24 protein-coding genes are annotated in these 23,460 nt (G+C 59.4%); 6 read left to right on the top strand and 18 right to left on the bottom strand.

All coding sequences use genetic code 11. From position 1 onward, the window contains the following. Window positions 1–912 precede the first annotated feature (912 nt). On the top strand, window positions 913–1,104 hold the full coding sequence (locus tag EHF44_RS01255) for a hypothetical protein (protein WP_124682114.1): 192 nt from the start codon (window positions 913–915) through the stop codon (window positions 1,102–1,104). A gap of 137 nt (window positions 1,105–1,241) precedes the next feature. On the opposite strand, the gene EHF44_RS01250 is transcribed toward EHF44_RS01255, so the two are convergent. Then, a complete protein-coding gene (locus EHF44_RS01250; RefSeq protein WP_017512542.1) occupies window positions 1,242–2,417 on the bottom strand; it encodes a tyrosine-type recombinase/integrase in 1,176 nt (391 codons plus the stop codon). A 468-nt stretch (window positions 2,418–2,885) separates the two neighbouring features. Between EHF44_RS01250 and EHF44_RS01245 the strand changes: the two genes are divergently transcribed. The 3 genes from EHF44_RS01245 to EHF44_RS28945 all read left to right on the top strand — a co-directional run bounded on the left by EHF44_RS01245 (window position 2,886) and on the right by EHF44_RS28945 (window position 4,986). Next, entirely contained in the window at window positions 2,886–3,242 is a 357-nt protein-coding gene (locus EHF44_RS01245) for a hypothetical protein (protein WP_124682113.1), read from the top strand. Continuing rightward, window positions 3,242–4,428 (top strand): IS3-like element ISRme13 family transposase gene (locus EHF44_RS01240; RefSeq protein WP_085960481.1). Its coding sequence is split into 2 segments (ribosomal slippage): window positions 3,242–3,497 and window positions 3,497–4,428, totalling 1,188 coding nucleotides; the frame shifts between segments, so codons are not numbered across the junction. Before EHF44_RS01245 ends, EHF44_RS01240 begins: the two co-directional genes overlap by 1 nt. A gap of 138 nt (window positions 4,429–4,566) precedes the next feature. Then, on the top strand, window positions 4,567–4,986 hold the full coding sequence (locus EHF44_RS28945; protein ID WP_367613694.1) for an HNH endonuclease: 420 nt from the start codon (window positions 4,567–4,569) through the stop codon (window positions 4,984–4,986). Window positions 4,987–5,228: 242 nt separating this feature from the next. On the opposite strand, the gene EHF44_RS01230 is transcribed toward EHF44_RS28945, so the two are convergent. The 7 genes from EHF44_RS01230 to istA all read right to left on the bottom strand — a co-directional run bounded on the left by EHF44_RS01230 (window position 5,229) and on the right by istA (window position 10,982). Then, on the bottom strand, window positions 5,229–6,068 hold the full coding sequence (locus EHF44_RS01230) for a hypothetical protein (protein ID WP_029309258.1): 840 nt from the start codon (window positions 6,066–6,068) through the stop codon (window positions 5,229–5,231). A 262-nt stretch (window positions 6,069–6,330) separates the two neighbouring features. After that, a complete protein-coding gene (locus EHF44_RS01225; protein ID WP_124682112.1) occupies window positions 6,331–6,651 on the bottom strand; it encodes a hypothetical protein in 321 nt (106 codons plus the stop codon). Between the two features lie 143 nt (window positions 6,652–6,794). Next, the gene (locus tag EHF44_RS01220) at window positions 6,795–7,274 is read right to left on the bottom strand and encodes a hypothetical protein (protein WP_017510860.1); all 480 of its coding nucleotides are present in this window, start codon (window positions 7,272–7,274) and stop codon (window positions 6,795–6,797) included. 173 nt (window positions 7,275–7,447) lie between these two features. Continuing rightward, window positions 7,448–7,903, bottom strand: a complete 456-nt coding sequence (locus tag EHF44_RS01215) for a hypothetical protein (RefSeq protein ID WP_017510861.1) — start codon at window positions 7,901–7,903, stop codon at window positions 7,448–7,450. 192 nt (window positions 7,904–8,095) lie between these two features. Further along, window positions 8,096–8,524, bottom strand: coding sequence for a hypothetical protein (locus EHF44_RS01210; protein WP_017510862.1), 429 nt, complete (start codon window positions 8,522–8,524; stop codon window positions 8,096–8,098). A gap of 141 nt (window positions 8,525–8,665) precedes the next feature. Then, on the bottom strand, window positions 8,666–9,421 hold the full coding sequence (gene istB, locus EHF44_RS01205; RefSeq protein WP_011239931.1) for an IS21-like element ISRme9 family helper ATPase IstB: 756 nt from the start codon (window positions 9,419–9,421) through the stop codon (window positions 8,666–8,668). A 7-nt stretch (window positions 9,422–9,428) separates the two neighbouring features. After that, the gene (gene istA / locus EHF44_RS01200; RefSeq protein ID WP_011239930.1) at window positions 9,429–10,982 is read right to left on the bottom strand and encodes an IS21-like element ISRme9 family transposase; all 1,554 of its coding nucleotides are present in this window, start codon (window positions 10,980–10,982) and stop codon (window positions 9,429–9,431) included. A gap of 90 nt (window positions 10,983–11,072) precedes the next feature. Here istA and EHF44_RS28255 point away from each other — a divergent pair, with 90 nt between their 5' ends. Further along, window positions 11,073–11,216: a hypothetical protein gene (locus EHF44_RS28255; protein WP_167585606.1), complete on the top strand. Its 144-nt coding sequence runs from the start codon at window positions 11,073–11,075 to the stop codon at window positions 11,214–11,216. Window positions 11,217–11,443: 227 nt separating this feature from the next. Here EHF44_RS28255 and EHF44_RS01190 read toward each other — a convergent pair whose 3' ends face one another. From EHF44_RS01190 to EHF44_RS01150, 9 genes are all read right to left on the bottom strand, one after another. Next, window positions 11,444–13,237, bottom strand: coding sequence for a phosphoadenosine phosphosulfate reductase family protein (locus EHF44_RS01190; protein WP_017510863.1), 1,794 nt, complete (start codon window positions 13,235–13,237; stop codon window positions 11,444–11,446). A 211-nt stretch (window positions 13,238–13,448) separates the two neighbouring features. Then, window positions 13,449–14,279, bottom strand: coding sequence for a hypothetical protein (locus EHF44_RS01185; protein ID WP_017510864.1), 831 nt, complete (start codon window positions 14,277–14,279; stop codon window positions 13,449–13,451). Window positions 14,280–14,317: 38 nt separating this feature from the next. After that, window positions 14,318–14,971 carry a hypothetical protein gene (locus EHF44_RS01180; protein WP_017510865.1) on the bottom strand — a complete coding sequence of 218 codons (654 nt, stop codon included), beginning with the start codon at window positions 14,969–14,971 and terminating at the stop codon, window positions 14,318–14,320. Between the two features lie 355 nt (window positions 14,972–15,326). Beyond that, the gene (locus EHF44_RS01175; RefSeq protein ID WP_017510866.1) at window positions 15,327–15,692 is read right to left on the bottom strand and encodes a hypothetical protein; all 366 of its coding nucleotides are present in this window, start codon (window positions 15,690–15,692) and stop codon (window positions 15,327–15,329) included. A 156-nt stretch (window positions 15,693–15,848) separates the two neighbouring features. Next, window positions 15,849–16,325 carry a hypothetical protein gene (locus tag EHF44_RS01170; RefSeq protein ID WP_017510867.1) on the bottom strand — a complete coding sequence of 159 codons (477 nt, stop codon included), beginning with the start codon at window positions 16,323–16,325 and terminating at the stop codon, window positions 15,849–15,851. A 149-nt stretch (window positions 16,326–16,474) separates the two neighbouring features. Continuing rightward, the gene (locus EHF44_RS01165; protein ID WP_017510868.1) at window positions 16,475–17,560 is read right to left on the bottom strand and encodes a hypothetical protein; all 1,086 of its coding nucleotides are present in this window, start codon (window positions 17,558–17,560) and stop codon (window positions 16,475–16,477) included. 419 nt (window positions 17,561–17,979) lie between these two features. Further along, window positions 17,980–18,693 (bottom strand): N-6 DNA methylase, encoded by a 714-nt coding sequence (locus tag EHF44_RS01160; protein ID WP_223277485.1) that lies wholly within the window; start codon window positions 18,691–18,693, stop codon window positions 17,980–17,982. Between the two features lie 145 nt (window positions 18,694–18,838). Then, entirely contained in the window at window positions 18,839–19,426 is a 588-nt protein-coding gene (locus EHF44_RS01155) for a hypothetical protein (RefSeq protein ID WP_017510871.1), read from the bottom strand. Window positions 19,427–20,203: 777 nt separating this feature from the next. Then, a complete protein-coding gene (locus EHF44_RS01150; RefSeq protein ID WP_017510873.1) occupies window positions 20,204–21,412 on the bottom strand; it encodes a hypothetical protein in 1,209 nt (402 codons plus the stop codon). Between the two features lie 603 nt (window positions 21,413–22,015). Between EHF44_RS01150 and EHF44_RS01140 the strand changes: the two genes are divergently transcribed. Next, entirely contained in the window at window positions 22,016–22,543 is a 528-nt protein-coding gene (locus tag EHF44_RS01140) for a site-2 protease family protein (RefSeq protein ID WP_017510875.1), read from the top strand. Window positions 22,544–22,587: 44 nt separating this feature from the next. On the opposite strand, the gene EHF44_RS28615 is transcribed toward EHF44_RS01140, so the two are convergent. Then, window positions 22,588–23,457: a hypothetical protein gene (locus tag EHF44_RS28615; protein ID WP_017510876.1), complete on the bottom strand. Its 870-nt coding sequence runs from the start codon at window positions 23,455–23,457 to the stop codon at window positions 22,588–22,590. Between the last annotated feature and the right edge of the window lie 3 nt (window positions 23,458–23,460).

Genomic DNA, 23,460 nt, shown 5'->3' with positions numbered 1-23,460 from the left:
CCAGCGCGCGCGAATTGGTGCTGGCCGAAAGACTGGGCGTGATATGGCTGAACAGGCAAGCGCTGCCAGCAGAAGAAAGGTGAGTGCCGATAACCCAGGCCCCGCAGCAGCCCAAAGAAATCCGGCGAGATCCGATGGACCGATCGAGGGCTCTACATCAACCTCAAAGGGTTCCCTGCTCGTCAGAGCCAGCTCGCGATCAAGAGCATACCCCTCATGCGCGGAGGCTCGATGATGGGAAGATCCGAGGGATTGAAAATGAGAATCAACCGCGCCAGAAAGCGCGGTGTGCACGTGCAGGCCAGTCTGTTTCGGAATTCCGAAATGGCCGTGCAGAAGTGGGCTCAGCAGCTGCAGCAACACGATAAGAAGCAGCAACACAGCCCGAAGCGAGATGCTTAGGGTTGCACGTGACATGCGCGCATTGTAGCGCATGGCATCGCGTTGAATGTACTGATGGGAGATGCTGCCGTACTAAGGCGTACGCAAACGTACAACGTAAGCGCGAATTTAGCCAAACGTAGCCCCCAGTCGGGAGGCGGCAGATGATTGTGTCCATCACTATTTTGATGGACACAATTCATGACGCCAGAAGACCTGGAGGACTTGTTGCCGTTGAAGGTTCTCCATGTGGGGGCGAACGGCAAACGCACCTTTGACCCACGAGGCAACCGAACCTATCCGTGAAGAGCTCCCCTCTATAGCCCCTCTCCATTTTTTTCGGTTGCCACGTTTCTGCAAGCCCGGTAGATGGGATTCAACGTGTTCCGTTAGCTCTCTCAGAAAGACTGTCTCGTCAACTCCAGCTGCCTCTCAGCGCACCAACCAGCCACCTTTGCTGATTCAGTAGCGTTCCTGCCCTGTAATGGGCGACGCCGATGCGCTTGGCGATCTGATACGGATTCGTGCTGCATGACGCCGCAAAATCCGATCTTGATCGGAAATTCCCTTTTGAATCATCGCCTTAGGATCATTCTGGCGAGAAATACACGAATCCCGGCCAACCCTCATATTGCGCCAGAAAAGCGCGGGCATTGCTCCAGGATGGCCGCCCTCGTCGCCGAACTGGCACGGGGGATCGCGCCGGCGGCCGTCAACCCCTGAAGAATCGGGCCGGCGAGAATCTGCGCCAGCTATCCCACGCGGCTTTGATCCGCTCGGCTGGCCTATTTCGTGTGCATGACGTGGCGTCGTGGCTGCCGCGATCGCCGGACGGGGGGCGGCGACTTGCCGGCGAGTCACTAGTCATTGCCAAAGCTGCGCCAGGAATCCCACGCGGCTTTCACTCGCGCAGCGGAGATTTCTTCCGCAAACCCCAGCTGGTTCTGCACGCCCAACGTCGTTTCGCCTGACGCAAAAAGAGTCGCGGCAAAGCTGTTCCGGAGTATTTGGGGGCTGATGCTCTCGGCAGCGGCGCCCTCCCGGCTCGTGTACACCCCCGACTCCTGCATGACCGCCTCACAGACGCGCAGTGCCATGACCGAGTTCATCGCACGCCCAACCAACCGGGTACCGGTGCCATTGCGGCCACGCCGGGAGATCCCTGCAGCGCTCCCTGCTTCGAGGAGGTCGATCCATGAACCGGAGCTGGGCATAGCCACCGGTGAACCTTCCTCGAGGGCCTGCAGCCTGTCGGGATCAACAATCTCCGCCGGGAAGACCAGATCGCCCACCTTGCGGCCCTTCCTCAGACATTCACGCTCCCACTTCCGTCGCTGCGCCAACCATCGTTTGAGCAGATCCGCCGCGAACGGCATGACGCGCACCTGGTGGAAGAACTTCGAATCCTCCTCCTGAACGGTGATTTGTACGGCACGTTTTGTCTCGATGCAGCTAACAGTCAAGCTCAGTGCCTGGTGAACCTTCAGGCCGGCCCCGAGAAACACCGCCACCATGGCTCGGTCACGTAGCTGTTTGCGGTGCGTGGTGATGTCGCTTGCTGGCTTGAGTGCGCTGTTCAGATGGGAGACCAGCCCGTCGTACTCAGACCGGCGCAGGAAGCCCATTTGCAGCGATGTATTCAATAAATTCTTTCTACCCGGCTCTATCCCTTGGGCCGAACAGCTAGCGGGATTGAGCCGCTCGTTGGTGGTTGCATCGGCGCCAAGCAGGTGCTTGAATACCCGTTCCAGGAGCGCACGATATCGTTCCCGCTGGCTTGACGAGTTTGTCTCCGCGAGCGTCGACAGAAAGTCTGAGACATCCTTCGCCGTTGTCTCGGTGACCCGGACCTTCCGCTCTTGCAGGAATGAGAGGAATTTCCCCCACTGCAGCTTGTAGATCTCGACTGAGGAGACTTTCAGCTGTGGTGCATCCTTTCGGCGGCCCTTCAGCGTTGAGAGCCAGCCGTCAAAGGCTTGTTCGGGGTTGTTCTGCCAGTCGACGGCTTTCGGCTCGAAGATTTCCTTGTTGGCCATGTGCGCTCGCGGGAGATGTGGAGGGGGCCTTCACGCTTGACTGTTAGCTACATTATATATTGGGGTGCGAATAACGGCATATATTCGACCTTTCCCCCGCCAAAATCTGCCTATTTGTCCGCGGCATTGATGGAGATCTGCAACGCTTTCGTGGGCCGGTGTCGGTTGTTCTGCAGCCTATAGGTTGTAGCCATACGCTGAATTGGCCGAAACAATCGCCGGCGCCGGCACACGTAAGCTGACCGAACAAGGTGTCAAATGCCTTCTCCTCCCGTCGTCCCCCTCCGACTGCAGGCCACGGTTGCGGGAGCCGAGCGCGCATTCTTGGCCGCGGCGAAAAGCGCGCGGCCAAGCGGGGTTGGCTTGGTCCGAGACTGGAAAATCGTATGCACGATCGACTGGCCAGATACCCGGCCTGGGAACGGCATCGACGTGGCCATTTGCTCCGATCGGATCGAGTCTTCGGCCATGCCACAGCCGCGCATCATTGGCTGGGTGTGGCGGCAGTTTGCTCCAGCCAGGCGCTATGACAGGCACGGCTCAACCTGGCTCGATATTGGTTTTGCCGGATTGAGCGAGGCGCAGGACTTCTTCAGGCTTTACCACGATGTTCGCGTAGGGCTGATCAATCCGGATGTTCTTAGCCCAGTCGTGTCGCACTCTCCGGCCGAAGTGAGCGCATTGCTAGTGCCGTCGCGATCCACGATTCGGTTGGATGAGGGTGATATCGCAGCTACGTTTGGCCAACCGACCGATAACGGCATGAGCTTGCCCCCGCAAAACGAATCCCTTGCTGAGGTTAAACTGAAGCAAGGAGAGATGTGATGACAAGCAAGACAAAGCGGGCGCAGTACACGCTGGAATTCAAGCTGGAAGCGGTACGGCTGGTGAAGAGCGGGCAGAGCATGGCAGTGGTTAGCGCGACCCTGGGCATCAGAGCGCAGACGCTGCATAACTGGGTCAAGGCGGAGCGGGAAGGCAAGCTGACTGGTGCGGGTATGAAGCCGGTCAGCCCGGAGCAGATGGAGCTGGCCCGGCTTCGGGCGGAGGTGGCGCGCTTGAAGATGGAGCGCGATATTTTAAAAAAAGCCGCAGCATACTTTGCGAAGGAGTCGGTGTGAGGTATGCGTTCATCGAGCGAAACCGACGTTACTGGCCGGTCTCGGTCCTGTGTGAGCTGTTAGGGGTCAGCCCCAGCGGCTATCACCAGCGCAAGCAACGCACAGTAAGCACCGACAGGCCAGATAGAGGCCGACTCAGTGACGATGCCTTGTTGGCCCACATCAAGGCGATTCACGCCGGGGTCAAGGGGGAGTACGGCTGGCCGCGCATGTGGAAGGAACTGCTGGCGCGTGGGGTGCGGGTGGGCAAGGAGCGTGTTCGCAAGCTGATGGCGCTGCACGGCATCCGTGCCCGCCACAAGCGCAAGTACATCGCGACAACCAACTCGAACCACGATTTGCCGGTGGCCCCCAATCTGCTGCAACGCGACTTTAGCCCAGCAGCACCCAATCAAGTCTGGACGAGCGACATAACCTATGTGGCGACCGCCGAAGGCTGGCTCTACCTGGTGGTCATCATCGACCTGTTCAGCCGGCAGGTGGTTGGCTGGTCGATGCAACCACACATGAAGGCCGAATTGGTCACGGACGCGCTGCGCATGGCCTGGTTCCGGCGCCGCCCGGAAGCCGGTGTGATTGTGCACACCGACCGGGGAAGCCAGTATTGCAGCCATCTGTTTCAAGACGCCCTGAAGGCGTATGGCATGCGCTCGTCAATGAGCCGCAGGGGCGATTGCTGGGACAACGCGCCGACTGAGAGTCTGTGGGGGTCGTTGAAGGTCGCTCGCCTGCACGGTCGCCAGTTCGCTACCCGCCGCGCCGCAATGGACGAGGTAATTGACTGGCTTGGCTTTTATAATGCCAGCCGACTCCACTCGACGCTGGGCTACGTCAGCCCCATGACGTTCGAGAAAAACTGGTCCGCAGCTCAGCAACACCGGGCTGCCTAATTCCCTCGGTTATGGGATTCGTGGAACAGGGGCAAGGTCAGCACGAGATCGCTGCTGGATCAATACCGGGAGGCAACCGCAGGCATCACCCACGCCACCGTAGCCGACCAGCATGCGAGACAACGGATCGGACTAGACTTGCTCTGGAGGGCGCTCTCGAGGCGGCACGCCGTATCCTGCCAATTGACGGGGCTCCAGGAGCAAGCGCATCTTCGGGTCACACACATCAAGTCGTGGGCCGCCTCCTCGGACGCGGAAAGGATGGATTTGTCCAACGTCCTAGTACTCACTGCACACATCGACGAAGCGTTCGGCCCCGGGTTTGTCTCGTTCGATGATGACGGCTCCCTGTTAGTCTCGTCAGAGTTTCGGGACTACTGCCAGCTGCGTGAACTCCCTTTCCTAGCCACGGGACACCTCAGGCCGAAGCCGAACAAATTTATGCAAAGGTACCTGGCCTGGCACCGCGCACATGTCTACCGCCGCGCACCATCTGCCAGGATCTTCACCCCAAACTGGCTCGGCAGTTTTCAGGGGCACCGAGGCGGCTCGAAGTAGGGCTAGTCGGAAAAGAAAAACCCCGGCAGCTCGCGAGAGCACCCGGGGTTGGTTTGGATCAGACAGCGGGTCAGGCCTGCTGCAGCCAGGGGCGCCCCCCCCTCTTGTCGCTCGGTCATGCCCACGAAGCCGCATTGCACGCGCATTTCGCATAAATGCTTACCGGTTACGTGCTTGGCGCCGGGCCTTGCACCGATCAGAAAGAAAAAGCCCACCAGACATCGGTCCGGTGGGCTGGGCGATTAAACCGCGCGTCGTTCGAGGACGGTGACGGTTTTGGGAACCATGATGGTTCGTTCAACCGGCGCGAAGTCGGAAAGCAACTCAATGAAGTTCTCGCGAATTTCATCGCACGCAGCATCGAACGCCGTGACGACGTCGACGCGCGAGCGCAGTTCGTCCATGCTCATGTCACTGAAATCAATATCCTGATCGATGGGACGCATCGGCCAGGGCGAAAGCGTGACCGGGGACTTTTCGTAGTTCACGCGCCCGCGATCGCCGGTGGCCGAACAGACGCCACAACGGTTGTCCGCGGAACAGTCCTTCAACAGCGGTTTGAGCTTGCTAACGATAGCCAGCTTTTCCGTGTCCGAGAGCGCGATCGCCTGGATTGCCGATTGATCGAGGTAGACGTCGTCGTGCCAGAGGCCCCCATTGCGAAGGATCTCGGCGCCGATGATACCCTCCGCGCCCTCCAAGGTAGGAGCAACTCGCCTGAAGTTCCGCTGGCCGCACGACCGGCAAAAAGACAGATGCTTCGTGCTCTGGTACTCACTGCGATAGAGGACCAAATAGCCACCGGATCGCCCGTTCGTCCCAATCGTGTACAACCCGTGCATGGAGCGGGTGAACTCGCAAATGGGATCATTGATGCGATCCCAGTACGTCTCCGCCCCCAGCATGTCGTACGCAGCAGCGGTTTGCTCGCGGTTCAGGCCAATTCGGTCGACCTTGATGCAGTGGGCATAGGAAGTACTGCGGTTGTGGCTGCCAGCGGTGTGGTAGCGGAAGTGCGAGGACAAGAATTCCGTCATCGCAGGGCGGGAACGGCGGTCTACTGCTTTGGAAAAATGGCTCATGATCGATCTCCTGGGTAAGAGGCCACTTGCGATGGCCTGACAGGTAGGAGATGTTTCACACGCAGCGGTACTCAAAGAAAAGCCTCCAGTCACACATCGTGAGCTGGAGGCTGCGATCGCGGTGCGATCAGGTTATGCCGGTAGCGGTTCAACCTTGACGGTGACCCACGTTCCGTTGACCAGATGGTCGGTCAGGCGGCAGCCGTTGAGTTCGTAGACAAACATCATGCCGGCCTTAGCTCGGATGCCCATACATTTCTCCTCAGCCCGGCGCGGTACCGAACAGCTGCGCGCCGGCATCCCGGAACCGCTTCAGTGCATCCCGCAGGCCATCGGCATTCGGCAGCACCTCCGCTTGTGTTTCGGCACCACCAGGCGCGTAGAGCGCGATTCCAATGGGTTTGCCCGGCTGCATGCTGGTGCTATCGGTAGTCCAGTCAGAGATCATGACCTGCCAGGGGCCCGATTTGCCTTGGAGCTCGAGGAACCAGCCCGAGTACCCTCCCCCGGTTGAGGCTTCCGTAAGGCCCTCCGATCGAAGAAAGCCGTCGATCTCGGCGCCGGTTTTAAAGGTGTGATCCATGTCCAATCTCCAGTTCGAGAAATTCTAGCCTGGTGCAGGCTCTATTCCTTGCCTCTTGATATGAACCGCAGGTGCAAACAAGCCGACCGGTCATCACAAGAAACTGGCCCGTTACACGCGAGTGTGTGACGGGCCGTCGATGGTTAAAGTGCTATAGGCTCAGGAATGTCCTGGAGCTGCTCGTCGGAGACGACTTCCAACTCGTCAAGCCGTTTCCGCGCATCCAAGACAATATCGGCAAAGGCCGGATCGTCCGCGGGAGCGCCACGAAGGACCGTTACGCCAACATCGTCGACAAAGGCGAACCAGGCAGGGGGACTGCCATTGATGATCTCGCGATCACGCATTGTCTGTCCTCCGATCAGGCTCCCAAGCGTCATCGAGCAGCATGACTCTCCGTCCACGATGCAGCCTGAGACGATCATGCCGCCAAGCTTGTTCGTCTGGATACTTGCGTCTACGCCGCCACCATCTCCGATATCGACCGCGACTCGGTAGCCGCAGCCGTGACAATGCGCCGCCGAGGACTCGTACCCAAAATTGTCCTCATACAACGTTGCAAGGCAATCCTGCCCACAATGAGGACAAAGCTCCTGAAAATCGACTTGCCTGGAGGTAGACATTCTTGTTCCTTCTGAAGAATTGAGGCCTCGGATCTGGCCTGAGATGCCGGGATGATCAACATCGCGGCATACCCGGCAGCACGCACGAGTTGCCGCAGGAGGGAGCCGCCGCCCCGCCGCGATGGCTCCAGACAAAGAAAAACCCCGGGCACTATGTGCGCCGGGGCCATGGGTTACTCCTTTACGATCACGCGGCTAGCGGGCTCGTTCCGGCGGGTACCGTCGTCGATCAGGTGAGCGATTTTCGTCGCGAGGTCGCGCAGGAGAACCCCCGCATGGACCACCTTCAGCACCATCGTTCCCTCAGTCTGGACCAAAATACGGAGTCCGTGCTGACCAGGGGCATGCTCGAGGACCAAAAAACCCTTCAGTTTCGAGGTATCCACGCGAAACTGCAGGGCAGGCGCCCGTTCGGCCTGGAGGTCATCGACATCTCGGAAAATGATTCGATCGATGTCAGCGCCGGCGTCAACCAGCATCTGCCAGAGCGTTCGCTCACCGTCCGGGGCATGGAGGACTTCCACAACCTCAATCATGTTGAGAAGGCGCTGCGATTTGATCAGGTCACGGTCGACCGGCAGCTTTGTTGACGAAAAGCCATTCACTTCGGTGTTTGCGGATTCGATCATGCTGTTTACTCCATTGGTAGGGTTGGTAGGGGCATTCCCCCTTGTCCTTGCCAATGGGAATGAGTCACACACGTCCACAACCAGAAGCTCCGGCCAAAAACAAAAAGCCCCGCTCATCTTTCGGATGAACGGGGTTCTGAGTTGCACTACTAGAGTGCTAGTCGATGCGACGAGTTTTGAAATGCGCAGTGCCTACTGCGCAGGCGGATCGCTCCGCTTTGCATCGTCGGCCGCCGGCGTCGTGCTGCCAGCTGGATCTGCACCATCCAAGATGGCCTTGATTGCCTTCAGTGCTTCCGGACGATCGTTCCTCAGCAGATTGTCGAGATCACTGAGCAACCTGTTCTTGACATGTTCCGCGGCATACTGTCCAGCTCCGTCGATGACGCACTGGATGTACGCCACACGTTCTGCCTCGGTCTCGAAGCTCTTCTCGCCGGAGTCAGCCATTTCTTCTGCCACCTGACGAATGGCATCGTCCTCGTCGACTGCCCAGACGGATACCGAGTAGTCGCCTTGCTCGTCGTCGCCAGGCTGCCAGTCCAGAGTTACACAGAACAGCTCCAGTGCAACCGCCAGTTCAAGTCCAGCTGTCGTTTCGTTCGAGATTGCATTCAGCACAATATGCTCCTGATATCCAGTCGCCCGCGCCCCAAAGGCACGGAACGCTGCGGATTTCGGTGAAGGTGATCAGCGGTTTCGGCGAACGTGATCAGGGAAGGAAGGTGGTACTGCGCGGTCAGGAGATTGTAGCGTAGGTGATCACGATGCCCGTTTCTTGACGTCGGTAGCCGAGCGCTTGCGCATGGATTCGCCTTTGAGCGATACCTTGTGCGCCTGGTGGACCAGCCGGTCCAGAATGGCGTCAGCCAGCGTCGGATCATCCAACCACTGGTGCCAATGCTCGATCGGGAGCTGGCTGGTCACGATGGTCGAGCGGGTGCCGACGCGATCGTCCAGAACTTCCAGCAGATCGCCGCGTGCGCTTTTAGAAGGCTCCTGTAGGCCCCAGTCGTCCAGCACCAGGACATCGATGCGCGCGAGCTGTGCCAGGCGGCGGGTGAAGCTCCCGTCGCCGTGGGCGATCTGCAGTTCCTCGAACAGTCGCGGCACCCGCAGGTAGAGCGCAGAGAATCCCTGCCGACAGGCCTGCTGAGCAAACGCACAGGCCAGCCAGGACTTGCCGGCACCGGTCGCCCCGGTAAGGATGAGACTCTGAGCATTGCGGATCCAGTCGCAACTGGCCAGGCTGGCGACCAGCCGCTGGTCAAGACCGCGGCTGCCGTCATAGACCACATCCTCGAGGCATGCCTGGGCGTGCTTGAGCTTGGCCGAGCGCAGCAGCCGCTCCAGGCGCCTGGTGTCACGCCAAGCAATCTCCCGGTCGACCAGCATGGAGAAGCGTTCTTCGAACGGCAGGCTGGAGCTGGCGGTCAGGGCAGACTGTTCCTCGAAGGCCCGCGCCATCCCGTCGAGCTTCAGGGCCTTGAGCTGGCCGACGGTGTGTTGCATCAGCATAGTTTTCCTAATGGTAGTAGTCGGGTCCGCGCACGTTGTCGTGCATGGGGGAATGCCACTCGGTTTGCGATACCGGCAGAGTGGCTTGCCGGTCCAGATGGTTTTCAAGGATGGAGACCACAGACTTACGCGTGAGCGAGCCAATGGCGACGGCGCGGGCGCAAGCGGCTTCGAGCCGCTCCTTGCTGTACTTCTTGGCCAGACTCAGCAGACCCAGGCAGGCGCGATAGCCCATCTCGGGATGGCTCTTGTGGGTGAGCTGGTATTCGACGATGACGGCGACGTTGGGCCCAATCGAGGCTGCCCAGTTGAGCAGCCGGCCGGGCGTCCATTCGAGGTGCGCGCGGTGGGCCACCGGCATGTGTTCCTTGACCGTGCTGTGGCTGCCCTTGCGGGTATTGCGCGCGTGCAGCGCCACCCGTTTGCCGCCGTACAGGATCTCGATGGTGTGGCGAGTTACGCGAGCCTCCACCGCCTTGCGCACCAGGGCATGCGGCACGCTGTAGTAGTGGCCGTCGATCTCGACGTGGTAGTCGACGTTGACGCGGCACTGTTTGAACGTTGCAACTTCGTAGCGCCGCGGCGGCAGCGGTCGCAGCACTGGCCGGTCCAACCGCTCGAACCACTCCCGGCGCGTGCCAGGCAGCTTCTTGAACGGTCGGTCGTTCAGGTCGGCGACGAGCTTCTTGATAGCCTTGTTGAGCTCGCCCAAGCTGTAGAAGCGGTGATTGCGCAGCCGCGCTAGGATCCACCGCTCGACGATCAGTACGCCAGTCTCGACCTTGGCCTTGTCTTGCGGCTTGCGTGGCCGTGCTGGCAGCATGGCCGTGCCGTAGTGATGAACGAAGTCTTCTGCAGTTCGGGACAGCACTGGCTCGTATCGGTCAGGGCGAGCCACCAGCGCGCGCGGGTTGTCCGGAACAAGCAGCTCGGGCACGCCGCCGGCGAATTCCATCGCGCAGACCATTCCCCCGATCCAGTCGGCAGTGGTCTGCCCCCGGGTGGCGCACGCGTACGTGTAATTTGAAGCGCCGAGCACAGCGACGAAGATGCTGGCTTCGAAGGCAATGCCGCCCTCCGCATCCAGAATCGGCACCATCTGACCGGCGAAGTCAGCAAACAGCTTCTCGCCGGCGCGGTGCTGCTGGCGCATGGACCGCTTGAGCGTCGCTGCCCAGTCCCGGTAACGGCAGCAGAACTGCGTGTATTGGTAAATGGGGACGTTTGGATTCGCCTCCAGGTATTCCTCCCACAGCAACTGCAGTGTCACGCCCTTGCGGCGCAACTCGCGATGCAGATAGGGGAAGTCCGGCATCACCCGCCCGCCCGGGCTGTTGGCCGGCTTCTGCGCGCCGAACAGCCGCTGCTCCAGCGTATCTTCGTTCAGGCTGTCCGCCTGCGGCCAATCCAGCCCCGCTGCCTTCGCCATTGCCGCGTACTGCGAAACGGCGCCAACACTCACACCCGTCGCCCTAGCGATCTGCCGGTGCGAAAGGCCACACGCCCACTTCAGGCGAAGCACTTCCTTGATTTTGCGCATGGTCATCCGGTTGGCCGGCATCAGCTTGCTTCCTTGAAAAAGGAAGCAGCGTATCGCCGGCGTTCTAGTCCATGCGCAGTCCCACCCCTAACCCCGGCCCCATTGCGGTGCGTGATCACCCATTTCGGCTGCTTGATCACCTATTTCGGCAACGTGATCACTCGTTTCGGGAAGCTGATCACCGATTTCGGCGGCATCGCCGAAGTGATCACGTTCCGCCGAAACCAGCGATCAGCATCCGCCCGAAACAGGTGATCACGTTCCCCCGAAATCGCTGATCACGCGCCCCGAAATACGCAGGAACGCCCTGGGGGTTGTTGGAAAGTCCTTGCGAGAAGAGATGTACACCAGGAGAACAGAAAGGGGACGCCAACTTGCCGTAACCCTCCTCTGCGGCGGCCCGCTGCCCGATCACCATGCGCGCCACAGCGTACCGGAAAAGAAAAATCCCCGGGCAGCGTGGATACGCCCCCGGGGAGTGTTTAATTGAACAAGAGATCGACTTGTGCCGATGCCGTTGTCGCCTTCCCGCCCCATGCAACCCGGGCTTCAGGCGGTAAATCGGCAAACCCGACCGACCGACCAATGAGTGCGTCTATGTCGTACTCACAGGTAATACCGAGACGATCCTTGTGTGCGGTACGACGGCAGATCGCATCGTGTTCGTTCTGCTGCGCGTGTGACAGGGAGAGACACCCGTAAGACAAGTACCAAAGGTACCCTGTGGTAACTCCGCCCGGCATCACTCCCTGATCATGCATTTGGAGCAATCGGTCCACCTCGAAGTCCTCGATAAAGCAGGCGCTCTCGAGGTCCACCGAGAAAGTAGGCTCCGTTTCCACTGCCCACGCCAGCTTTCCGTCCTTTAGGGTCGTCAGCTCCGGCGCACACCCACTTCTCTCGGTGAGAGCCTCAAAGTACGGATCACGCAGGCCAGTCCATGTTGCATTGCTAGCCGTCGAATCCCACTCCTTGCCAACGTGCAGGAACCGCGCAACAGGTATCGGGCTTTGCTTGACTGTCGGCACATCTGGCACATCGTAGCGGACTCCTCGTTGCCTGATGTCCCGATGGTCTGCCCAGACCGAAAATGGCATAGCCACGCCGTTCAGAGATTGCATTGCGTCCACAGCGATCATGACATCCAGCGGAAGCAGCCTGAACTTCGGCCGCTCACCAGCATTCGCTGCGCGCAACTCTTCGTCGTAGTCCAACTGCAGCATGTATCGCGTGAGCGCACGAATCATTGAAGGATGGTACGTATCCGGCTGGATCGTGACCCAACCCTCTTTGATCGTCCGCCCCACCCAATGCCGCTTCTGCCAGTCATACCGAGTATTGCGGATGAAACGGTTCAGCTGGTTCAGCCCTTTGGCGTAAGCATAGCGCGCGTCGTACTCGATCATGTTGGCGAGCGATTTGTCCTCCGCAACTTGGCACACGTGGCACCCGAGCCGAGCACCACAGCCGCCCTTCCCTCGCTTCTCGCCGCCCTCATAGATTGCGTCAGCGACAACGGCACACGATGTGCCTGAGGAATGTGCATACACACGTTTCGTCTCTTCGAAGTCCGAGAACGATGGGTACTGCTGACCGCCGTAGATTGCGATGGCCTCCCATATATCATCGGTGCTCCACACCCGAACCGGACTGAGGATCAGCTCTCCGTCCTTGTTGCGAACCGGCACGTCCGAGCGGTCACCGCGGACAAGCATGGCAGCGGCGCGGCGTTGGCCCTCGTCCAGGCGGGTGCCCAGACACGTTACGGGCTCGGGGAGCTTCTCCTGAGCAAGCTTTCTGAACAGCTTGCGTCGGAACATGCGCTGAGGATGGATCTTGAGATCGACAGAACAGTCACTTTGAGAGCCCGGGAAGCTTGGAAGGCCTCGGCCGCTCAGAATCTTCAACTGCCAGGTCGAGAGCAGCGTGGGCTGAACCGTCTTCGTAAGAAGCCGCACGCCGTGTTCCTTCGCAAACCGCCGCATCTTCGCCGTCTCAGCTTGGTACAAGGACTGGGACTCAGGTGACTCGACGCCAGTATCCCCTGTCGTCACGATGACCAGTGGATTGCCCCCAGACGCCTTTGCCAAAACTGCCGCGTGGAGAACCAAGGCAGCCACCACAGAACTGTCCTTCCCTCCGCTGTAGGCCACAATAATCGGATGGCCGCCGGCGAACAGGGCCCCGATCGCTGCCAAGGCCTTCTCGATCAGTTCCTGCACGGTGAAGACCATTTCGTCACGCCTGAACAGCTCGATCGTCTTTGTGTCAACCATTTCTTTGCTCCTGATAGCCAGCCGCTCGCCCCGCACGGGGTGGGAGGCATTTGGCGGTTAAGTGGGAAACCCTTGCAGAAGGGAATGCAGATCAGGAACGCGCAAAGAAATAGCCGCTCACATAGTGAGCGGCCGTGTGTGCTGGTAGCCAGCACGTGGTTATGTTGCGGGTGGGTGCCTCAGCCGCGGTTCCAGGCTGCTTGCCCCGGACTCAGACTGCTGCGCCTTCGATGCTGTGGAACACCCATTCCCAATATCCGAGCAGGGTGTCATCGTTTGCTACCTCTGATCGCCACGCCGACCTGGGATGATCTGGGTGTTCAGTGTCGAAGGTCGCTCGCAGCCAGGCTGGGGAGCCCTCCTCGAGCTTTCCGTACGCGTCGACCAGGGAGCGACCGAGCTTTACGCGCACGCGATCTGCGATCGCCCCGTCCGTGAGGCCAGCGAGGATGCCGTTGATCTGGGTGACGAAGCGGGTAGCTACGCCGTCCAGGTTGCCGATCTCGATCGCTGCATCCAGTTCCGCGCCAAGCACGATCGCCGTGGCCGAGCTGGACCTTACCGAGATGTGCCGACCGATGAAGTCGCCGGCGCCACCGAACTCGAACAACTGTGGCTTGTCGCACCGCCAGCTCCCCTCGAACTTGATCGCCTTCAGACCGTGGCCGTCGTCGAACCACTGCGCAAGATCGAAAAGAACCTGCAGATCAGCATCTTCGTCCTCCGTGAACTCATGGTGATCGAGAAGCTGGAAGAGCTCCGGGTCGTTGATGCCGAAGTGCTCCGCCAGCGCGAACAACTCCATTGCGATGCCCTCACTGGTGTCATCCGGGAGTTCGACTCCCAGATCTGACCTCAGCGCCGCCACCCGATCGTTGACTTTCCCCCAGTGCGGTTCATCCTCGGGAGTCGAGGCTATGTAGACCTCACCATTCCCCGGTGTGATCGGGTCCAGTGCGAATGCGCCAAAGAGTGCCATGATCATCGGCGTGACTTTGTCGAGGATCAGAACGCCCGTGGAAGTGCTGTAGGTGTTTGCCATGATGAAGCTCCTATGTAGGATTGGGAAGAGTGTGGTGGTTAGATTTGAACGGAGAGGTCATGACGACCGCGCACAGGAAGCACGCGCGGAACGGAATGGCTTGGCTCCCACCGCGGCGTCCTGCCGTCCTCGGTGACGAGATCAAGGATTGCCCATCCATTCTCTTCGGCGAGTTCGTTGGCATACTCAACCGCGCCTTCGTACGTGGCGAAGTCGCCGACGCAATCGCTCCCACATTCTTCTTCCGGCTTGTAGTGCAGATAGACGGAATAGAACTGGGGATCGACGTTGTCGAGCTCGACGATGCCGCCGCCGGCATCTCGCGGAGAGTGCTCATTGCGTACGCCTTGGATTTCCACGGAGTTGAAACGCTCCGGGTGACCGCCGATAACCTCGTCGGCATAACGATCGGCAAGGCGATCAAGCTGCTCGGAAAGCTGCGGATCTTCCGAGTAGCGCTTCGCCAGCGCCAGGAACAGGATGCTGTCGACGAGCACCCAGCCTGCATCGTCGCCAAGGCTCTTCGGGAACGGAAGAATCTCGCGCAGGCCGGCAGCGTAACGGGTCGCCTTGTCAAAGCTCGACCAGCCATCCTCTGCCGACCAGAAGCCGGCCCCGTGCTCACCAGGCGTAGCATCGGTCAGAGCCGCGGCTTCGGTGGGCGAGTAAAGAACATAGAACTGGTCTTGCATTTGGGATCTCCGGGTGGAAGTTGGACTTGCCCGGAGTGATGAGGAACAGGCGCGACTAAGTCTTGAACACCGCCCCCCGCGTTGATTGTTGACCACCACCGCCCGCCGCCCCCCCCGCGACGGGGAGCCCAGCCATCCGCCCGGCGCCGAGGCGCTCGCGGGCGTCGTGCGCGACAGATAAAAAAATGCCCACCGGTTCCTGAGTCGGAACGCGATGGGAATGGACGGGTTGGATAGTGTCCGGCGATGTGGAACAGCAGCAGTAAGATCCCGGCCGCACTGTGGCCGGCCGAATGAAAAACCCCACCAGTTGACAGCAGTCACCTGGTGGGTCGATGGGGTTACGAAGGCGGGATCAGTGAGCGACCCAGCCAACCTGCGGGTCGTAGCGACCGTTCAAGAAGGAGCCGAAGAAGATCCCGGGATCAGAAGACGCCCGGAGATCGTCGAAATCGGCGTTCACGGCTTCCACGATATCAGTCGGCAAACCCGCGGGATGCAGCGTGCTGCGGACAATACCAACGGATGACATCACTTCTCGAGTGTAGACCCCCCAGTCCGGCAGGAAGACGCCGCCAGCGTTGTCACGGAAGTCCTTTTCGTAGTAGTCCGGTTTCAGGAACCGCACCGCTACCGTCTCGCCGGCCAGAGGTCCAGCAACGACGTCGAACCGGGCCTCGCCGCGATAGTTGGAACGCCAACGTACAATTTTTTGTGCCATAACGCCTGCTCCTGTAAGGGTTGTTCTTGCAGGGAGGAGATGCTCGACATGAGTGCGTAGATTGACTGGCCCTCAAGGGGTTCTAGAGGAGGGAAAAAAGAAAATGCCCCTCAACCGTTGTGGTGAGGGGCACTCCAGGTTTGGAATTAGCGGATATCAGCCGCAGATCCGCTTGAGGCCTCTGTCGACCAGGTCTCCATCATAACTGATGACGACCTCAACGTTTTTGCAGGAGGCCTCTACCGCCCCTAGCGTCCTTGCGGTAATGAGGTAACCGTTCTCGTCCACTTGCGCAGACTGGCCGTAGAAGATCGCGTTCCGAACCACTGCAGCCAAAACTCGCTGGCTGCCCTGATCGTCGGCCCAACTTGGCGCCACGGTATTACGGGCCTGGACTCTACCGCTGCACACCCGAAAATGCTGATAGTGCTTTCCCGAGCGCACCGCCACGGAGTCACAGTCCCCGAACCGACCGACATAGATGATCTCGGCGTCGCGTCCGTTGATGGTCGCGACCGTCGTCTGGCGAGTCTGCGCAACCATGCCTACGGTTTCGTCGATCGACGCTCCGAATGCCTGGCCGCACAGAAGTACTCCTGCAAGCTTAACTGCCAGAATCAGAATCTTCCTCACGATGGTGCTCCACGTTGTCTTGGTACAAGGTAATGGCAATCAGCCGTGATCAAATGTCACTTGTATCTTTGGTCAAGTTCACGGCACGCACAGCACGAACCTTGAAGAAAGAAGCACCGTATCGAGAGGATACGGTGGCCATCAGGTAGTTAGGTCGGACCTACGCCAGCCAACTCAGACCCGCGCAACTGGTCAACCAGAGTGCAAAACGCCTCTTTGTTACCGCGAAAGAACGCGCGAACGACGTCAACTTTGTCGCCAAAGCCGGCCGAGACATTGCCACCAGAAACCGTAAAGGATACGGGATACCCCGCCCCATCGCGGTTCACGCGCAATACGCCCAACTTCAGTATGGATCGCCCTTTGGCCCACCGAAGAAGTTCGCCAACGACCCGACGCTGCAGTTCTTCCTGCGCCGCGGTCGCTCGCTGCCGAGCGGCAAAGGTGTTCTCCCCGGCCAGCAGGCCTTCCGCGTAGCGGCGGGCGCTGTCAGCTCGACGAAGCAACTCGCTCGCTTCGCCGGCACGTCGGACAGAGGCGTCGATACGCTGGGATGCCCGCTTCGTCATTTTCGTGAACCCGACCCCCATGGGGAACGCGTTTCCCTTCCTCATCGGGTCCGACGCTAGGCGCAACAGCCGCGTCGCTCGCCTGGTCAGATCATCGCACTTGGCCATTGCCGTCCTGATCTCGTCAGCATCGACTGAGTTCAGGACAACGCCGGCTGACATGGCCGCACGGATGCTCGCGTCAACTGCTGAGTCACCCAGCGCCAGGGGCGCCAGTTCAGCCACATAGGCAGGCGATGCAGCGACGGCCGTCGGCGTCGAAGCACGAGGCTGGGACAGCGTGCTGATGATCGGGACTGCGCGGGCCTTCGGCAAGTACTTTTGGTACTCGGCCAACGCCACATAGGCAGCCTCCTCAAAGTGCACGCCCTGGATGGAGTTCCCCCGCACGACGATCCGATCCACCGCGCCGCCTTCAATGAACACGATGGCCACACCCTCAAAACTGGCGGGATCGGCACCCAGCACGACGGCTCTGATTACTGCGCCCCCTTCCAGCAGGGCCACGCCGTCCATACTCAACTGGTGCCAAACCGCTTTGGGCTCCGAGGAGCTCAAAGCGTTGCCACGGCCCTCCAGCCGTTCGACCTGGGACAGTCGTTCCTGCAGCCAGCCCGGCAGTGCCAGCAGTACTCCGAACACACTGACTTCCGAAACTGTTTCCATGAGTTCTCTCCTGTGAGGTTGTCTATCACGCCTGAGATGTGGCACAGGAAGGTGTACAGCGGCTTTGGGGGATACCGTTCAAGGCGAGAAGCAAGACACGGAAGCACGGCGACACCCCAAAAAGAAACGACCACCTCTAGAGGTGGTCGTGAGGGTTGCAGATCAGCTATCGTTTCCAGTATGGGCGGAGATCGAGATCCGTCCATATCGGCTTCAGACAGCATGCGCACCTGGGAACTCCGTCCTGTGCTTGCATTTCCAGACTTGTGGCAGCGTCCGCGCAGACCTTGGCCATGGCCAGTGCCGCGGGATTGCCACCTTCATTGGCACTCTTCTGCCTGTACAGCTCCTCTTGTTCCCGCCAACCTTGCGCTGCGTTGGTCAGGCCGTCTCGTACCGTTGGATGCAGCTCCATTGCATTACTCCATGGAATCCGCGGTGACAGGCGTCACGCCGGCGCCGCGGGCGGTGTCCGCGAGCAGCTTTTGTCGCCCTGGTGCATTCGCTGGCATGACGGCCAGACCCGGGGCACTCGCGTGCGTGATCAGCTCCTTTTTCACTTGGAGGTTCAAACTATCCCCCCGGAACACGACCACCTCACCAACCTCGATGCGATGGCTCGCACAGTTCGCGAGGAACTGAATGGCCATCATCCGCGCGCAGATCGGATCAACGTCGCACCCATGGAAACTCCACTTCCGGAGAGCCGCGGCGCCTTCCTTCTCGAGGACAGCACTCGCTGCCGCGAGCATCAGCACCCCGCTGCCACAGGTGGGATCACAGGTTGCGATAAGCCTGCCGCTTGTGTCCTCCTGGGGATCGGGTGGAATAGTCAAATGAGCCATCAGCTTTGCAAGGTTCCACGGCGTGAAGAACTGCCCGAGCTGCTGCTTGCCACCACGGCTCGAGAGCTCCTGGTAGAGCGGGCCGAGGAGATCGAGGAACGGCTCTTCTTCTGCAACCGCCGTATCGTAGGCCGATATCGCGTTGGTGATCTTGCCGCGGACAACTTCCGGAACCGGGTCCCACGCAGGGAAGCCCCAGATAACCATGATTTCGCTCAGCATGAACCTCAGCATTTCTGCCATTCGGTGGCGATAGCCATCATCGAGCTCGTCCGCGATCGCTTTCACAGATTTGGACGCTCGTCGAGATACAACACCAGCCATAGGATCATCTCCCGTTGTCATTGATGACTGGGAGATGACGAACCGGTGCAAATAAGAATGCCGCCCCATATGGATGTGGGGCGGCACGGACGGTTGAATGGGGATGGGCTTATGCCGCGATTACCCCGAGGCGAGCTGCCTGTTCAAGAGCGACCGGCTCGATGCCGCTGCGGATGTCCAGTTCGATCCGAAGATCCACGAAGAAATCCCGCGGCGAGCGATAGCCAAGCGCGCGGGACCAAGTGATCATCATTTCGAACGGCTCGACGTCAGTCACTGCGCGAAGGCGGACCTTCACGCGATCGGCGTTCTCCTGCCGCTCCCGCAATGCATCTCGCAGGTGCCGCTGGAATCGGCTGACAAGGCTGCCTGTTGCATCTCGAGCCATCATCGCACCGTAGTAGCTCCCTAGGGCGCGGAACACCTCCCTGAGGCGCTCCAATCGCACTGCCGCTAGGCGCTCCTTCCGGTCTTGTGCAGCATTGCAAAGCCGAAGAGCTGACTCACCCTCCTCCCGCACCTGAACCGGAATCCAGTCCGGACGCAAAGCTACGCGCTCCGCGGCCCAGAACCGCTCGATCGCCGGCAGCAAGGAGGATGACAAGGCCAGCCAGGACCGACAGTGCAGGTGCAGGGCTCGATCTGCAAGGTGGTACAGCGAGACGGCTTGTGCAAGTTCGCTTCGTGCGTTGTTCATGAGTGGGTTCTCCAGTCTGAGGAAAGCCATTGGATTGGCCGGACATGGAGATATGCGCAACGCCCAACGGGAAGCGCAAGCCCTCTCGGTTCAACCACAGACAACAAAAAAGGCCATCCGAAGTACTCGGAGGGCCTTGATACTCGTTCTCAGGGAAACGCTCGATCGCAATTGCACCGAGAGATCTGCCCCCTGCGCTAGAGCCGACACAGAATCATGGTGCGCCCATAGCCACGGATCTCGATTCGCCCGTTAAGCCGGGTTCGCACGACACGCGCCCTGCCGAGCTGCTTCCGGTTCGCGCGAAGGATGTATGCCGCGTCCTTCCTGGGGATGCTGCTTGCGGTGGATTCGTCCGCCCATCGTTGAATGATGATCGGCTTGCGCTGCAGTACCGGTGTTCCAATCATAGCTTGCTCTCCTCTATTTGCCTTGATCGCCAAGCGCCGGTTGTCCAATCAGCTTGGCCCTCACGTTATGCAGCACATTTGTCTGGAAGCGCCAAAAGCACCGCGCAGGGACTAGTCAGCGAACGGCAAACGGCCCACATCAGGTTTTGATGATGTCAGCACTCGAATGCGCCAATCTGTACCAACAATGACAATTAGAATTCATGATATTTTTGTCGTTATCCGTGGCAAATAATCGGCAACAACAAATGGATAAGGTCGGTACGGCCGCCTCCAGCAAGGCTTTGCGGGCGATTGAAAGCCCCGCGTACCGACCTTAATGGCGCGACGTACCGACCTTAATGGCGCGACACAAAACACAAATTTATTATGATTTTTGCTCAAGCAAAGTGCATTGATTTTCCCAATACTCTGTGCATGGGCAATATTGCTGCGCATTAATTCGGATATTCCCGTTGCCTGGTCCTGCGCCGTTGGCCAACTTGAACTCAATCACATTGGTGCCGTTTCGGAGATATGGCTTCAAATCAACGTTCTCCGCAATCTCAAAGTTGTTCGGTCGCTCAACGCCCCATACTCCACCCGCCCCAAGATCGATAGTCCCGTCGGGATATTGCGCGTTGTTTTGGTCGTTTATATAGTAGCCGAGTTCAAATTTATCGGCATACTGAGCTTGTGCGGGTGTTCCGTTGTTCGCTCGGACGCCGACCTTTTGCCCGTTGATCGCAATCCAGATCCAATTATCGACGTAGGTGTACTCCCACAGAAAGGTTTTAACCTCGCTAACATTCCGAATATTGAAGGCGAACGTGGATGACTCTACCCAATACTGCGTCTGATAGTTATGGGTGATCCACAAGTACGGCGCCTCGTACCGAATGTTTGCACTACCCGTCGTCGCCGAAACCGTCAGCGGCAAAATACCACCGGTGTCGCAGTAGCCCCCGCCGCATTGGACGATCAGGACCTTGTCGCAGTTGGTCAGGTATGTCGAATTCTTCGTGATGTTGCACTGGTAGTTCGACTTCGCATCCACTTCCACCACCTGCCCCATCGTGCACTGCTTATCCTCGGTTACGAGGTACTCGTTGCAGACTTCCGTCTCATGCTGCGCCGGCGTGGTGGTGGTCTTCGGGTAGCAACCACTGTCCGTAACATTGCCGGGCTTGGCGTTGTTGATCGTATCCCCGATGCCCTTGATGATTGGGTCGTTCGGGTTGACAGGGATCTTGACCCGGTCCTGGGGATTCTTCGCCAGAAAGTTCACCGCGTCGCATTCCTGATTGGCGACCGAATCCGGTCCATGTTCGGCCGTTTTGCAGGTTGTAATCCGCCCCACCCCCAGGCTGAACAGCGATGGCCCCCCAAACCCACCTGCCTGCGGAGGATTGTTAGTGTAGAACGGCAGGTCCTGTGCATTCTGGGGGTTCACCTTGTCGTTCAAACCGCCCAGTTGCCCCTTGCCAAAGGCCAATCCATCGGAATGAGGGTCCGCGCCCGCCGCACCTGAAGCAAGCAGGAGTATCGCAGCGCCGGCGCCGGCCAGCATCCGGGTAGCGTTTGTTCTGTACGTCATAGGGTATGCATACGCGTTATGTGATGATCAGATACTAATTGTATGCGGCCTGACATTCAACCGCCATGAGTTCTTCAGCCAGAAGGCACACGCCCGGAACCCATTGAGCGTTGGCGCCAGGCAACGCCCAAGCCCAAGAAAGCAAAAACCGTCGGCATCAGAGATGCCGACGGACGATGAGGTTAAACAGATTCGCTCGGTGCGTACTTCTTACCACGGTAGAACTTGCACACGGGGGCGTTGTCAGCGTCGATGACCCAGAAGGGATTCGGGTACCTTTCATCCTCACCCAACCGTTCAGAGAGCGATTTCGCCACAGTCGTTGCTGCTCCCAAAGAAGTGGCCGGCCACCAGCATGGCGTGAAGCCGACGGGGGTGGTATCGACGGTGTATGCAGATAGGATCATGGGGTCATCTCCAAGGGGCTCGGCACCGGCAGTGGCGCCTTTGAGAAAAAGCACGCCTTCGCACGATGCGTTGGCTTGGCCCTACCGTTATGTCGCACATCCAACGATTAACACGTATAGATACGAACCGCGTATCAGTCGGATATAATCGGGTCCAACGCTAGGACCCACCGGGCCACCAACTACCTATTGACTCATGCAGACCGCGTTCCTACTCTTCCTCGCCGCGTACATCATGTGGCACTTGCTGGTCGTGCTGCTGGGTATCCACGAGTACGGCCATCTCCTGGCCATGAAGAGGGTCGGCATTCGCCCCGACAAGGTTGTAATTGGTGGCGTGAAGCTGTTCACAATCACCATCAAGAAAGTTCCGATCGAGTTCGGCCTTGTGCCCCTGTGGGCCTTTGTGGCGAGCAAACACTATGAGCAGTCGCCCTCCGACAAGCGCGCGATCGTCGCTGCGGCTGGCCCGGCGATGTCCCTGGTAACCGGCATAGCGTTCTATCTTGTCGACGCCATATACCCGCTATGGCTGGTGGGGCTCTGCGCCAAGGGTTCTTTCGTTCTCCTGGCGACAAATCTGATCCCGCTGCCGCCCCTGGACGGATGGACCATCATTGAGCATTTCATCGTACGACGCGGGATCAAAATCAGCCCAAAAAGCCGGCAGTACCTCTTGTGCGCCGGCTTTGTGGCGATCGCGCTAGTAGCCCTGCTGGTGTAGTCGCACCAGTCATCGTGCCAAGATTCCCGCGCGGGCAAGGATTCTTAGTTCTCCAGTGAAGCCACCTGGTCCTGCTTGAAGAGGGCCTTTCCTCTTCGGGCAGCTTCCTCGCGGATGTGCCCCGCGTTGGCCCGCAGTGACTCCAGCATCTGATTTGCGGTCGCTTTGTTGCAACCGTGCTGCAGGAGAAAACTGACAGCGTGAACCGCTCCTTGTTGCACTAAGTCCTGAGCGGTCAGCATTTCATCGGGCATCTCCCGATACTGGGCGGAATCGAGCACGGCGGCATTCTCAATCGTGCACTCGGGGCGAACGCCATCAAGATGCGGAGCCAAGGCATGGCGCAAACCCTCACGATGCAGAGACGCGTCCGCCATCAGAGACTGGTAGTCGGGGTACCCCTCAGCGTCTGCGTATAGATCGACCGTTGTGCAGAAATGACGGGTCGCACAGTGTCTGAAGCCGTACAGGCTTACCATGGCGGCGGCGATGCCAAGGTTTGACACAATTGCCGCGCTCCCGAACCACTCTGACGCCTTGAACCAGCAGTACAGCGCCACCCGCTTACCGTCGACGTCACCCGTCGGGTGCTCAACATAGACGTCCTGGTTGCCGATGTCATACGTGTGCGTGATCCGATAGATCCTCGCTTCCTCGCGTCGCAGGTCTTCTTCGATGTCCTTGAAGTCCTCATCCCCGAGCACCTGGCCATCCTCAGGTGAGCCCTCGTTGATGGTAAAACCATGCTCCGACAGCGCCGCTGCAAGAGCCGACGCTGCCATCGAATCGGTGAATTGGCCGCAGGCGGGCCGCGTGGTCCCGCTCGTCCCGGCGAGCTCTGGCTGATGCTGTCCATCGAGATTCGCCATCATCTTCCTCACGATGTCCTCGAACGTTCCCTTTTCAATCTCCATTTC

Source organism: Cupriavidus pauculus (assembly GCF_003854935.1).
GTDB classification, from domain to species: Bacteria; Pseudomonadota; Gammaproteobacteria; order Burkholderiales; family Burkholderiaceae; genus Cupriavidus; species Cupriavidus pauculus_C.
Note: the sequence above shows the minus strand (reverse complement) of the source record. Positions and strands in the feature narration are given on the sequence as shown.